Annotated in this window: 11 protein-coding genes; 1 reads left to right on the top strand and 10 read right to left on the bottom strand. The window is 60.6% G+C overall.

Features of this window, described 5'->3' with window-relative positions; translation table 11 throughout:
* The first annotated feature begins 65 nt into the window (after positions 1-65).
* Positions 66-788 (top strand): peptidase, encoded by a 723-nt coding sequence (locus tag ACF8SD_RS04275; RefSeq protein ID WP_392483923.1) that lies wholly within the window; start codon positions 66-68, stop codon positions 786-788.
* Between the two features lie 646 nt (positions 789-1434).
* On the opposite strand, the gene ACF8SD_RS04270 is transcribed toward ACF8SD_RS04275, so the two are convergent.
* The 10 genes from ACF8SD_RS04270 to ACF8SD_RS04225 all read right to left on the bottom strand — a co-directional run bounded on the left by ACF8SD_RS04270 (position 1435) and on the right by ACF8SD_RS04225 (position 12384).
* Positions 1435-3099, bottom strand: a complete 1665-nt coding sequence (locus ACF8SD_RS04270; RefSeq protein WP_392483922.1) for a NahK/ErcS family hybrid sensor histidine kinase/response regulator — start codon at positions 3097-3099, stop codon at positions 1435-1437.
* The gene (gene ercA, locus ACF8SD_RS04265; protein ID WP_009682320.1) at positions 3083-4246 is read right to left on the bottom strand and encodes an alcohol dehydrogenase-like regulatory protein ErcA; all 1164 of its coding nucleotides are present in this window, start codon (positions 4244-4246) and stop codon (positions 3083-3085) included. The genes ACF8SD_RS04270 and ercA overlap by 17 nt, the downstream gene beginning before the upstream one ends.
* Before the next feature lie 88 nt (positions 4247-4334).
* Entirely contained in the window at positions 4335-4607 is a 273-nt protein-coding gene (pqqD, locus tag ACF8SD_RS04260; RefSeq protein ID WP_173889370.1) for a pyrroloquinoline quinone biosynthesis peptide chaperone PqqD, read from the bottom strand.
* Positions 4608-4658: 51 nt separating this feature from the next.
* A complete protein-coding gene (pqqA, locus tag ACF8SD_RS04255) occupies positions 4659-4730 on the bottom strand; it encodes a pyrroloquinoline quinone precursor peptide PqqA (protein ID WP_003243383.1) in 72 nt (23 codons plus the stop codon).
* 258 nt (positions 4731-4988) lie between these two features.
* A complete protein-coding gene (locus ACF8SD_RS04250) occupies positions 4989-6509 on the bottom strand; it encodes an aldehyde dehydrogenase family protein (RefSeq protein ID WP_173889372.1) in 1521 nt (506 codons plus the stop codon).
* 119 nt (positions 6510-6628) lie between these two features.
* Complete coding sequence (pedH, locus tag ACF8SD_RS04245) at positions 6629-8416, bottom strand: PQQ-dependent alcohol dehydrogenase PedH (RefSeq protein WP_173889374.1); 1788 nt, start codon at positions 8414-8416, stop codon at positions 6629-6631.
* Positions 8417-8522: 106 nt separating this feature from the next.
* Positions 8523-9719 (bottom strand): MFS transporter, encoded by a 1197-nt coding sequence (locus ACF8SD_RS04240; RefSeq protein ID WP_274410368.1) that lies wholly within the window; start codon positions 9717-9719, stop codon positions 8523-8525.
* Between the two features lie 44 nt (positions 9720-9763).
* Positions 9764-10150, bottom strand: a complete 387-nt coding sequence (locus tag ACF8SD_RS04235) for an ectoine synthase (protein WP_274410369.1) — start codon at positions 10148-10150, stop codon at positions 9764-9766.
* Between the two features lie 34 nt (positions 10151-10184).
* The gene (locus tag ACF8SD_RS04230) at positions 10185-10706 is read right to left on the bottom strand and encodes a hypothetical protein (protein ID WP_274410370.1); all 522 of its coding nucleotides are present in this window, start codon (positions 10704-10706) and stop codon (positions 10185-10187) included.
* A 643-nt stretch (positions 10707-11349) separates the two neighbouring features.
* On the bottom strand, positions 11350-12384 hold the full coding sequence (locus ACF8SD_RS04225; RefSeq protein ID WP_392483921.1) for a class I SAM-dependent methyltransferase: 1035 nt from the start codon (positions 12382-12384) through the stop codon (positions 11350-11352).
* Positions 12385-12386: the final 2 nt, after the last annotated feature.

The following is a 12386-nucleotide window of genomic DNA, read 5'->3' as shown; positions in this document are numbered from 1 at the left end:
CCTCAAGCCAGCCTTGCTGCGCGCCTGCAGCAAGGCCACTACCTCTGCCACACAAGGGAACTTGCATGACTTACTGTGTCGCCATGCACCTGCAAGACGGGCTGGTTTTCATCAGCGACTCACGCACCAATGCCGGTATCGACCAGATCTCCACCTTTGCCAAGTTGTTCGTCTTCAGCGTACCGGGTGAGCGCCTGATCGTGCTGCAGACGGCGGGCAACCTGGCAACCTCGCAGTCAGTGGTCAACCTGCTGCAGCAGCGCAGCCAGGGCAGCGGCCCGCACCTGCTGAATGTCGCCACGCTCTATGATGCCACGGTGCTGGTGGCCGATACCCTGCGCGAAGTGGTGTGCCGCGACCGCAGCAAGCTGACTGCCGGTATCGACCTGAGCAGCTCGTTCATCGTCGGTGGCCAGATTGCGGGCGGGCCGATGGCGATCTACAACGTCTATGCCCAGGGCAACTTTTTCCAGGCCACGCGCGACACGCCTTTCCTGCAGTTGGGGGAAAGCAAATACGGGCGGCCCATACTCGACCGCAACCTTGACTATCGCACCCCGCTGGATGAGGCGTTGCGCTGTGGCCTGATCTCGTTCGACTCCACCATCCGCAGCAACCTGTCGGTGGGCATGCCCCTGGATTTGCTGGTGTACCGTGCCGATGCACTGGAGGCATCGCAGCCCATCCGCATCGCCAGCGACGATGCCTATTACCAGCAGATCCGCCGGCAGTGGGGCGAAGGCCTGAAAACCTTGCTGGCCGAGCTGCCGGCGCCGCCGTATGGCTGAAAAACTAGCCAGCAGCCCCGCCCTCATTGCGGTTGCCCCCACAAAAGGCTCGTCGGTCCGCGGACACGCAGTCACCACAGACCAGCGTAGGAGCGGATTTACCCGCGAATGCGGTGGCGGCTGCAACGGTGAATGGTCAGGAATTTCGCCAGCAGGCCCGGCCTCTTCGCGGGTGAACCCGCTCCTACAACGGGCGGTGCCTATCCGCATTACGTAGCCATCAACAACCAGCGAATGCGGCGGCGGCTGCAACGGCGAGTGGCCAGGAAATCCCGCCAGCATGCCCGGCCTCTTCGCGGATGAGCCCGCCCCTACAACGGGCGGTATCGATCCGCAGATATGTAGTCATCAGCAACCAGCGTAGGAGCGGGTTTACCGCGAATGCGGTGGCGGCTGCAACGGCGAATGGCCAGGAAATCCCGCCAGCAGGCCCGGCCTCTTCGCGGGTGAACCCGCTCCTACAACGGGCGGTATCGATCCGCAGATATGTAGTCATCACCGACCAGTGTAGGAGCGGGTTTACCCGCGAATGCGGTGGCGGCTGCAACGGCGAATGGCCGGGAAATCCCGCCAGCAGGTCCGGCCTCTCCGCGGATGAGCCCGCACCCTCAACGGGCCGTGCCGCCCCCAATACGCTTCACGCCCCTCAGCCAAGCAACTGGCTCAATACCGCACGCAACTTGCCTGGTTTCACCGGTTTGTTCAGCAACGGTGCGCCAAGCTTGCGCAACGAGCGCCGGCACTGGTCACTGCGGTCGGCAGTGATGATGACCGCCGGTATGGCGGTGGCGAAATGTTCGCGCAACTGCCGCACCACCTCACACCCCACCACGCCGTGATCCAGATGAAAGTCAGCCAGGATCAGCTCCGGAGCGCGGCCTTCAAGCGCCTGCAAGGCACCCTGCTGGTCGGTGGCGGTAACCACCTCGCAGCCCCACTGCCCCAGCAACGCGCCCATGCTTTCGAGAATGCTCACTTCGTTGTCCAGCACGAGCAGGCGACGGCCCGGCAGCGGGTTGCCGGCAGTGGGCGGGGGCAGCGCGGGCTGCAGGGGCGGCGGCAGCGCCTGGCCAAGCGGCACCTCGATGCTGAACACCGACCCACGCCCAGGCCACGAACGCACTTCGATTCGGTAGCCGAGAATCTTGGCGATCCGCTCGACGATGGCCAACCCCAGGCCTACCCCCTTGCGGTCCGCCGCGCGGCCAACGTCCAGTTGGTTGAACTCCAGGAATATGGCTTGCAAACGGTCCTGGGCAATGCCGCGCCCGCTGTCCCATACCTCCAGGCGCAAGTGTTCGCCGCGGCGCCTCGCGCCCAACAGAACCCGACCCTCGTCGGTGTAGCGGCAGGCGTTGCTGAGGAAGTTGCGCAGAATGCGCGTCAGCAAGCGCAGATCCGTGCTGACGGCATAATCGGCAACCCTGGCGTGAAATTTCAGGCCCGCGGCATCGGCCACCGAGCGGAATTCTGAAATCAAAGGCGCAAACAGCTCGTCCAGGCGATAAACCGCCACATCGGGCCTGACCGCAGCCTGGTCGAGCCGCGAGATATCCAGCAAATCGGTCAGCAGGTCTTCGGCGCCCTCCAGCGCCTGGTGGGTACGCTCCACCAGCACATGTTCGGCGTCTGCCAGCGGCCGCTCACGCAAGGTGGAGATCAACAGGCGCGCGGCGTTCAGCGGTTGCAGCAGGTCATGGCTGGCAGCGGCCAGGTACTTGTCCTTGCTGCGGTTGGCGGCTTGGGCAGCATCGCGCGCCTCGATCAGCTCATCGGTACGTGCAGCAACCCGTTGCTCCAGTTCATCATTGAGCTGTTGCAGGCGCTGCTGGGCCTGCTTGCGCTCGGTGATATCGGCCACGAACCCTTCAACCAGGCCTTCGTGACCGGGCTTGAGCAGCAAGTTCATCAGCACATCGAGGTGGCTGCCATCCTTGCGCCGCAGCCGGGTTTCATAGCCATGCAGGCTGTGCTCCCTGGCGAGAATCGCGGTAATCGCCTGTAGCTCTTGCGCACCGCCATCGAACAGGTGGGTCGCCAGGTCGGTCAGGGAAAACAGCACTTGCTGTGGGTCGTCATAGCCGAGCATGCGGGCCAGTGCCGGGTTGGCAGCACGCATGCCGTCCTGCAGGCTGGCCTGGAAAATGCCGTGTACGGCGTTCTCGAACAGCCATTTGTAACGGTTGCGCTCAGCTTCCAGTTCATCCAGCCGGGCAGACAATTCCGGGTAATGGCTTTTGCGCGCCGAGTGGTCGCCCAGGCCCAACAGCCCTGCCAGCGCGCGCTGCTGCTCGTCAGAGGGCCTCGCCATAGACCACCTCGACATCTCGCTGGCTCGACGCGCGCGGGTTGGTGAGGATGCACGGGTCATCCATCGCATGTTGCGACAGGAACGGAATATCGGCCGTGCGCACCCCGTGCAGGCCCAAGGTTTCATGGAAGCCGATGGCGTGCTTCAGGGCAATCAGGTGTTCCACCAGGCGGCCGCAGATCTGCCGGTGGTTGAGGCCGCGGCAGTCGATGCCGAAGACCTCGGCAATGACCTTGAAACGCTCGGGCGCCGAACTGTAGTTGAACGCCACCACGTGCTCGACCAGCACCGCATTGCACAGGCCATGAGGCAGGTCGAGGAAACCGCCGAGGCTGTGCGACATGGCATGCACCGCGCCCAGGATCGCGTTGGAGAACGCCAGCCCCGCCTGCATGCTGCCAAGCATGATCTTCTCGCGCAGGGCGATGTCGCCGGGGTTGGCGATCATTTCTACCAGGTTGCCGTTGATCAGGCGCATGGCTTCCAGCGCATGGGGGTCGGTCAGCGGGCCATGACCGGTAGACACGAACGCCTCGATGGCATGCACCAGCGCATCGATGCCGGTACAGGCCGACAGGAACGGGTCCATGCTCAACGTGGTTTGCGGGTCGATCAGCGACACGTCGGGCACCACCGCCTTGCTGACGATGGAGAACTTCATGCGCTCCTGCTGGTTGGAGATGATCACGAACTGCGACACGTCGGCCGAGGTACCGGCGGTGGTTGGGATCAGGATCAACGGCGGGCTGGGCACGCGAATCATGTCCACGCCCTCGAACTCGAGGATGCTGCGCCCGTGGGCGACCACGATACCAATGGCCTTGCCGCAATCCATCGGGCTGCCACCACCGACCGCGACGATCACATCGCAGTGATTCTGCCGGTAGATCTCGGCGCCGAGCATCACCTCCTCGACCCGGGGGTTGGGCGAGACGGCCGTGTACAGGCAATAGTCGATACCCTGCGCCTGCAGGCTGGCCTCGACGTCGGCCACCCAGCCAGCGGCAATCACCCCAGGGTCGCTGACCACCAGGACCTTGCGCGCACCAAAGGTCTTGGCGTAGTTGGCCACATTGTGGCGGCAGCCGGCACCAAAGATGATTTCAGGCGAAACGAACTTGCGAAGGGGGCTGAAACTCTGGCTCATCGTAAAGCCTGTTCTTATTGTTCTGGAAGATAACCGCCAGCGTAAAGCATCCCGCGGCGAAAGCAACCAGACCAAAGCGGCACAGGCATCATTCGATCCACGCCTTGGCGCGGGCCACCTCCAGGAACGCCAGTACGTCCTCGCCAAGGCCGGGAACCTCGGGAAAACGCTGTGCCAGCTGGTCGATGATCGCTGCCGTACTGCGCTGGCCGTCCAGCAACTCCAGCACCCAGCCAGCGCTGGCGTTGAGCTCGATGACGCCCCCCGGGTACAGCAGCACATGGCATGCCTGCAACGGGTCCCAGCGTAGCCGCAAGCCCTTGGCCAGGGCCAGTGTCTGCTGGCGGTCGATCAGTTTCACGTCAGGCACCGGGCGTGGGGATCCGGCCACCTTGACGGTGGCCGGTAGACGTCAGCGATTGGCGAAGTACATCGTCACTTCAAAGCCAATGCGCAGGTCGGTGTAGGCGGGTTTGGTCCACATGGGGCATGTCCTCTTCTTGTGCCGGGCGATTCCGGTAGAGGCATTAATGCATGGGCGGTGGTGCGGGCGAATGCTACTTTGGAACGAGTTTGCCGGGTGCATTGGTAGCAACGGGGTTGCCCCACATTGCCGTCAGGCCAGCCAGGGCGCCTGGGGAGGCGGCCCGGCATTCGTTGCACCGCTACAGCAATGAGGGTGGCTGCGCAGCCGGGCCGCGACACAAAGCCGCTGCTCCAACCGCGCAGGTTCATCAGGGGGTCAGAAGAAGCCCAACGGGTTGATGTCGTAGCTCACCAGCAGGTTCTTGGTCTGCTGGTAATGGTCGAGCATCATCTTGTGCGTCTCGCGGCCCACACCCGACTTCTTGTAGCCACCGAATGCCGCATGCGCGGGGTAAAGGTGGTAGCAGTTGGTCCACACCCGCCCGGCCTTGATGCCGCGGCCCATGCGGTAGGCGCGGTTGATGTCGCGGGTCCACAGGCCGGCACCCAGGCCGAACTCGCTGTCGTTGGCGATCGCCAGGGCCTCGGCTTCGTCCTTGAAGGTGGTCACCCCCACCACCGGGCCGAAGATCTCTTCCTGGAACACGCGCATCTGGTTGTGGCCCTTGAGCAGGGTCGGCTGAATGTAATAGCCGCTGGCCAGATCACCCTGCAGGCGCTCGGCAGCACCGCCAGTGAGCAATTCGGCACCCTCCTCCCGAGCAATCTGCAGGTACGAGAGGATCTTGTCGTACTGCTGCTCCGACGCCTGAGCGCCGACCATGGTTTCGGTGTCCAGCGGGTTACCACGGCTGATCTTGGCGATCTTCTTCATCACCTCGGCCATGAACGGTTCGTAGATCGACTCCTGGATCAGCGCGCGCGACGGGCAGGTGCACACCTCGCCCTGGTTGAAGAACGCCAAGACCAGGCCCTCGGCGGCTTTCTCGATGAACGCCGGCTCCGCCTGCATGATGTCTTCAAAGAAGATGTTCGGCGACTTGCCACCCAGTTCGACAGTCGACGGGATGATGTTCTCGGCCGCGCACTTCATGATGTGCGAGCCCACCGGGGTGGACCCGGTGAAGGCGATCTTGGCAATACGCTTGCTGGTGGCCAGCGCCTCTCCAGCCTCACGGCCATAGCCCTGGACGATGTTCAGCACCCCGGCCGGCAGCAGGTCGGCGATCAGCTCGGCAAAAATGGTGATCGACAGCGGCGTCTGCTCGGCCGGTTTCAGCACCACGCAGTTACCCGCCGCCAACGCCGGGGCGAGTTTCCAGGCGGCCATCAGCAACGGGAAGTTCCACGGGATGATCTGCCCGACCACACCCAGCGGTTCGTGCAGGTGATACGCCACGGTGGTCTCGTTGATTTCCGCCGCGCCACCTTCCTGGGCACGAATGCAGCCGGCAAAATAACGGAAGTGATCCGCCGCCAGCGGCACGTCGGCATTCAGGGTTTCGCGTACGGCCTTGCCGTTGTCCCAGCTTTCGGTAACCGCCAGCACTTCGAGGTTCTGCTCGATTCGGTCGGCGATTTTCAGCAGTGCCCGGGCACGCTCCTGCACCGAGGTCTTGCCCCACGCGTCAGCCGCGGCATGTGCAGCGTCCAGTGCGCGCTCGATATCCTGCGCGGTAGAGCGTGGGAATTCGGCAATCGGTTGGCCGTTGACCGGCGAGCTGTTGGTGAAGTACTGGCCAGCCAAAGGCGCCACGAACTCGCCATTGATGAAGTTGCCATAGCGCGGCTTGAAGGAGACGACGGCGCCTGGGGTTCCGGGTTGTGCGTAGATCATGCTGAGCCTCTGCAGGTCAATGCCTGTCCCACGACAGGCGATATGCCGATGGTAAGAAGCCCCGCCTGCCAGGCGAATGCATCGTTGGCAGCGGGGCTCTCGTCATTTGGTAGTAGGGGTCAAGGTTTGGCGCTGGCGGTCTGCTGCAACTGCTTGGGCAACTTGAAGGTCCAGAGCATGCCGCCCTGGTTGAAGTCCTTGACCCGCTTGGCCACTTCGCCGCCCCACAGCGGCACCGCGCCGCCCCAGCCGGACACCACCGACACGTACTGCTCGCCGTCCATTTCCCAGGTCACCGGCGAACCGAGCACGCCAGAGCCGGTCTGGAACTCCCAGACCTTGTCGCCGGTCTTGGCGTTGAACGCCTGCAGGAAGCCTTCCGGGGTACCGGTGAACACCAGGTTGCCCTTGGTGGTCAGTACCCCACCCCACAGCGGTGCATAGTTCTTGTGGCGCCACACTTCCTTGCCGCTGACCGGGTCGATGGCACGTAGCACACCGATGTAATCTTCGTTGAGCGGCTTGATGGTGAAGCCGGCGCCCAGGAACGCCGCCCCTTTCTTGTAGGCAATGCCCTCGTTCCAGATGTCCATGCCCCACTCGTTGGAGGGCACGTAGAACAGACCGGTGTCCTGGTTATAGGCCATCGGCATCCAGTTTTTCGCACCGAGGAACGCCGGGGCAACGAACACCGAGCTGCCCTTGGCTTCGCTACCCGGTGCCCCCGGGCGGCTGGCCTCGTTGTAGATCGGCCGGCCGTTCTTGTCCAGGCCAGTGGCCCAGGTGATTTTGTCGACGAAGGGGAAGCCGCGGATGAACTTGCCGTTGGTGCGGTCCAGCACGTAGAAGAAGCCGTTGCGGTCGGCAGTGGCGGCGGCCTTGACCTCTTTGCCGCCGTCCTTGTAGTTGAACGAGATCAGCTCGTTGACGCCGTCAAAGTCCCAACCGTCGTGTGGCGTGCTCTGGAAATGCCATTTGATCGTGCCATCGTCCGGGTTCAGTGCCAGGCGCGATGAGGAATACAGGTTGTCCCCTGGGCGCAGGTGGGAGTTCCACGGCGCCGGGTTGCCAGTGCCGAACAGGATCAGGTTGGTTTCCGGGTCGTAGTAGCCGCCCAGCCACGGCGCTGCACCGCCGGTCTTCCACAGGTCGCCCGGCCAGGTCTTGCCGGCTTCGCCACCGGAAATACCGTTTTCGATGGCCTTGCCGTCCTTGTACACATACCCCATGTGGCCTTCCACGGTAGGACGCATCCACAGCAGCTCACCGTTTTCCGGGTTGTAGGCCTGGATCTTGCCCACCACACCGAACTCGCCGCCAGCCACGCCGGTAATCAGCTTGCCGTTGACGATCATTGGCGCGGCGCTGATCGAATAGCCTTCCTTGTGGTCGGCCACCTTCTTGCTCCACACCACCTTGCCGGTGTCCTTGTTCAGCGCCACCAGCTTGGCGTCGAGGGTGCCGAAGAACACCAGGTTGCCGTACAACGCCACGCCCCGGTTGATCACGTCGCAGCATGGGCGGATGTCATCGGGCAGGCGCGCATCGTACTGCCACAGTTTCTTGCCGGTGCGCGCGTCCACGGCGAATACCCGCGAGTAGGAGCCGGTCAGGTACATCACCCCATCCTTGATCAGCGGCTGCGCCTGTTGGCCGCGCTGCTTCTCACCGCCGAAGGAAAACGCCCAGACCGGGCGCAGTTCCTTCACGTTGTTGGTGTTGAGCATGTCCAGCGGGCTGTAACGCTGGCCCTGCACGCCCAGGCCATTGGTCACGATCTGCTGGGGGTTCTTCGGGTCCTGGAGGATGTCTTCAGTGCTGACGGCGGCGTGGGCAGCGCCGGCCAGCAACATGGCGCTGAGCACCAGGCTCACGGCGAACGCGGGACGACGTGGGGATCGGGTCATGTCGGCTACCTTTGGTTTTTTTGTTGTGCCCGGGAAATTTTCCCGGTGTGCCGGGAATTCTTGGTCCCGGGGTGTTTGCCAACAATTGCTCGCAGTGTGGAGATTTCTAGTTCCTTGGTATGGGGCTGGGTTGTGTTGCAAAACACCACATGGCTGCCGCCCCGATCATGGCGCTCAGCACTGCAAGCATCAAAATCACACCATCAGCACCCACCGAGGCCGCCAGCGATGCGACCAGCAAACCTGCCAACGGTTGTGACAGGTTGTTGAGCAACGTGATCACCCCCACCGTCTTACCGAAATCCTGCGCCGGAATGACACGCTGACGAACATTGCGCATATAGACATTGAACATTTTGTCAAAGCCGACAATTAGCAAAAAACCCAGCGCATAACCTGCAAGGTTGGAACTCATGGCACTGATTAAGCCACCGACGATGATCATCGAATAGCCCACACTGCCCATTATTCGAAGCGGCATCGACACCCGGGCGAGCACGAACAAGATCAAGATCGTGATCACCGCGCCGATCGCTTGCAGGCCTGCGTAAGCGTCATCGTCTGCGCCATGCTCACCAAGCACCATGGCCGCTGAGGTGGCCAGAGTGACCCCGACGACCAGATTGACGCCGATAGCCAAGGTTATGACCTTCTTGAGTTCGGGCTGCTCACCAATGTGCGCGAAGGCGATGCGCACGGGTCGAAACCAGATGTTCCCCTGCTGCTCGAATAGCGGCAGCGTTACCTGGCTGGCCCGCTGCCATATCCGCAGGCTCAGATCGGCCAGCAGGAACAGCCCAGCGATCCATAGCGCTACCCAGTCCCACGCCATCATCTGCAGCAACGCGGCCGCCAGTAGCGGCCCAAGTACCAGGCCGGTCTGATCTGCGATCTGCGAATAGGCAAGTGTTCTGGTATAGCTGTAGTGCTTGAAGATATGCGGCATTACCACCTCGCGGGCCATGACGCCCTGGGTGGTCAGCACCCCACATAACGCCGACAGTACCACCAGCCAAGCCAAACCTCCGAAGAAGGCATGGAGCCCCACTGCCAGTACACAAAGCAAGGCTCGGTAGATTTGGCTGATGTGCAGGATTCTGATGGGTGAGAATTTATCGCAGAGTGCGCCGCATATTGGAAACGCGAGAAAACGCGGGAGTGACTCGACGAAGAATGCCAGCCCTGCCCAGGCGACGCTGTTGGTTACCTGGAACACTACCAGCGGCACAATGAATAACAGAACCTGGTCCGCTAGGCGCGAAAGAAATAGCGAAATGAAGAAAGCAAGGTAATCCTTGCGCATGCTCGGCTCCTCAAGAAAAGCGGGAATACAGACCTGACCGTCCCTCAGTAGGCCGAGCCCGAGCGATCGTTGAGGTTGTGTTTCTCGTCACCGCGCAGTGGAGGATTGAACACACTGACCAGTATCAAATCCTGCTGATCACCGCCTCGCAGGTAATGTCGATCATGTTGGTCCAGTACATAAACGTCCCCGGGATATATGGGATAGACATTACCTTGCATATCTTCAACCTCACCTTGTCCACCAATGCAGTAGCATGCCTCCAAGTGGTTCCGATAATGCAAAAGCGACTCGGTGCCGGCACGAACCACTGTGTGACAGATGGTAAAGCCCATGGCGTCACGTTCAGTGATTAGCCGATGACTAGTACCGGCACCCCACTCTACGAAGTAAGGTGTCTGTTCCACTTCAGATATTCTGCGAATAAACATGTAATCCTCTTTAAGAAACGAGATTGAATTAAGGTCATGTTTGGCTTGGAGTGCTGCGTCGCAAGATGGCTTCTCCGCTAGCCAGCATCGCATCACTCCAAGCCAAATCACGATGTGCAGCGATAGCCTGGATGTCGTACCAGTGCCGCTGAAATGGATGTCCAGCCGACAGGGAAGATGCGCCAAGCCACCTCACTAGGCGCTGCACAGCTTTCACGCACTGCATCGCCAGATAGGCACGATCGCGGCGTAAATCCAGAAGTTGCAAAGCATTAAGGACGCGATCATGAGTGCCAGCGTCATGCAATCGTGAGATCAATGAGCTATACAGAAGCCCGGCGCTTTGCAATTGCGCAGCTGAGTGAGCGACCTGCTCAGCTACCCTTGAATCGCTGGCTAGGGATTCATTGAGCGTTGCGACGAAGGCTTCATGTGCTCCCTCCGCACAGCCGAGCAAAGGACCGATGATAGAGGTGCTGAGGAAGGGCACCAATGGCACTTGATCAATGTAATCCGGTCCTGATTTAGGTGGCTGCCGGCCTACGATCTCGTGCATGGCGAACACTCGATCGTGGGGCACGAGCAGTTGGAAAGCCTCGATGTCGTGGGAGCCGGTCGCGGCCATTCCACAGCTGTCCCAGCTGTCAAACCGCTTAACATCTTCCGCGGCAATCAGTACAAGGAAGCGTGGGATATGCCCAGCCTCTGGGTGTTTCTCGCAAGGTGCGTTGAGTATCAACCAAGTCGCATCCTCAATACCTGAGCTGAACCGCCAGCGTCCGTTTACACGTATGCCATCCGGTTCGTAGGTAAGTTGGCTGCTGGCGCTCGAAGACGCTGAGGCGAAAAGCTGCCGAAGGCCACCGGCGTACAGTTGACTCTGGCACGTCGGAGGTAGACGTCGGACTAAGCAACTGTGTGCACCGACCAAGGCTATTATCCACCCGGTGGAGGGACAGGCCCTCGCAGCAATCCGCGAGCTCTCCACCACTGTGGGCCAGTGCGAACTCTGCGTTGCAGGTGCGTGAGGGGACAACAAATCCAGCCACGAACCAATGAATAACTCGTTGAACGTATCCCGGGTCAAGCGACGGTTTGACTGCGCTGTTTTCGCCCGCTCGCGCCAGCTTGGCAAAAGGTTTAAGGCCCGTTGACAGAATTCGGGATTGGCAGCGTGATGCAAAGCCGTTGGGAAATATTCAGACATCGCCCGTCACCTCTGACCCATCATGATGTACCGATGCTGAACCCAGTCGCGGACCTTCAAAGCAAAAGCCCGGTGGCTGGGCGATCGGACCCAGCAGGCTGAGGAATTGCTCGATGCGTTGCGTATCGTTCGAAGCTACAAATTCGCAAAAATTGCTGCTATTCCAAAGCATATGGACGTGTTTGAAGCGAACCGACAGGGCGCTGGCAAGCTCGTCCCAACTAACCTGTCCATTCTGCATTTGTGCAAGCATCTGCTCGCGTTTCCAAAAAATTTCATCCTCCGTGAAGTAGCGGGTTTTAAATACTTCATCCTTTACACGTTCTCGCCGCCGATACTCTTTTAAATCGGGATGGTTGAGCTTCTCAAGGAAAAAAACCAGTCCGGTGGGCTTCAAGCAACGTTGGATGTGATCTATTTGCTGACCGCGATCACGACTATAGAACTGGAATGCTGCCATTTCGTAAATGAAGTCGAAGCCGTGCTTGAAGGCGTGATATTCGCGCTTTTGCAGCAAGTCCGTGGTCACCTTCAAGAATGAGTGTGGGTAAAAGTACGACATGGCTGGGTCAGCATGCCGTTCGAATACGACCTGATTGGCGAGATTTGGAGAGCATGTGAAACTAACGATCAAGCCCTTCGAGTGGCCAGCCAATGCACGTCCATTGCTGCCATCAAACCCATCTACTTCAAACATGCTATACCGCTGCCCAGCAAGCGGCGGGTTGGCCGAGACCAGTCGAGAAAGCGCCACCCCAACCCTGGAGAGCTCCTCGAGTATGTAAGGTACGCTCGCCAGAAAATGAGAAAAAAGTGGACCTGCACCCGCAATTAATCGATCGTGGTACTCAAGCACCTGAGGATCATCAATCTGTGATTTGATATGACTGTCCAGAGGCTGCGATGGTACTTGGCTCGCACCAGTAGCAAGGTCGTGAAAATATGTAGCCAACTTCAGCATGGCGCTCTGTTCCAGGTCATGATCTAGGCTGGCTTCGCCCAACGATTGCTGCGAAAAAGTGTCCATGC

It is taken from the genome of Pseudomonas sp. CJQ_9 (genome assembly GCF_043106615.1).
Taxonomy (GTDB): Bacteria; Pseudomonadota; Gammaproteobacteria; order Pseudomonadales; family Pseudomonadaceae; genus Aquipseudomonas; species Aquipseudomonas juntendi.
The sequence above is the reverse complement of the archived record's forward strand: the minus strand, read 5'-3'. Positions and strand labels throughout refer to the sequence as shown.

Excerpts from the sequence above, each read along its gene's own strand:
- ACF8SD_RS04275 (WP_392483923.1), top strand. The coding sequence starts at position 66 with ATGACTTACTGTGTCGCCATGCACCTGCAAGACGGGCTGGTTTTCATC.
- pedH (WP_173889374.1), bottom strand. The coding sequence starts at position 8,416 with ATGACCCGATCCCCACGTCGTCCCGCGTTCGCCGTGAGCCTGGTGCTC.
- ACF8SD_RS04250 (WP_173889372.1), bottom strand. The coding sequence starts at position 6,509 with ATGATCTACGCACAACCCGGAACCCCAGGCGCCGTCGTCTCCTTCAAG.
- ercA (WP_009682320.1), bottom strand. The coding sequence starts at position 4,246 with ATGAGCCAGAGTTTCAGCCCCCTTCGCAAGTTCGTTTCGCCTGAAATC.
- ACF8SD_RS04225 (WP_392483921.1), bottom strand. The coding sequence starts at position 12,384 with ATGGACACTTTTTCGCAGCAATCGTTGGGCGAAGCCAGCCTAGATCAT.
- ACF8SD_RS04230 (WP_274410370.1), bottom strand. The coding sequence starts at position 10,706 with ATGCACGAGATCGTAGGCCGGCAGCCACCTAAATCAGGACCGGATTAC.
- ACF8SD_RS04270 (WP_392483922.1), bottom strand. The coding sequence starts at position 3,099 with ATGGCGAGGCCCTCTGACGAGCAGCAGCGCGCGCTGGCAGGGCTGTTG.
- ACF8SD_RS04240 (WP_274410368.1), bottom strand. The coding sequence starts at position 9,719 with ATGCGCAAGGATTACCTTGCTTTCTTCATTTCGCTATTTCTTTCGCGC.
- ACF8SD_RS04235 (WP_274410369.1), bottom strand. The coding sequence starts at position 10,150 with ATGTTTATTCGCAGAATATCTGAAGTGGAACAGACACCTTACTTCGTA.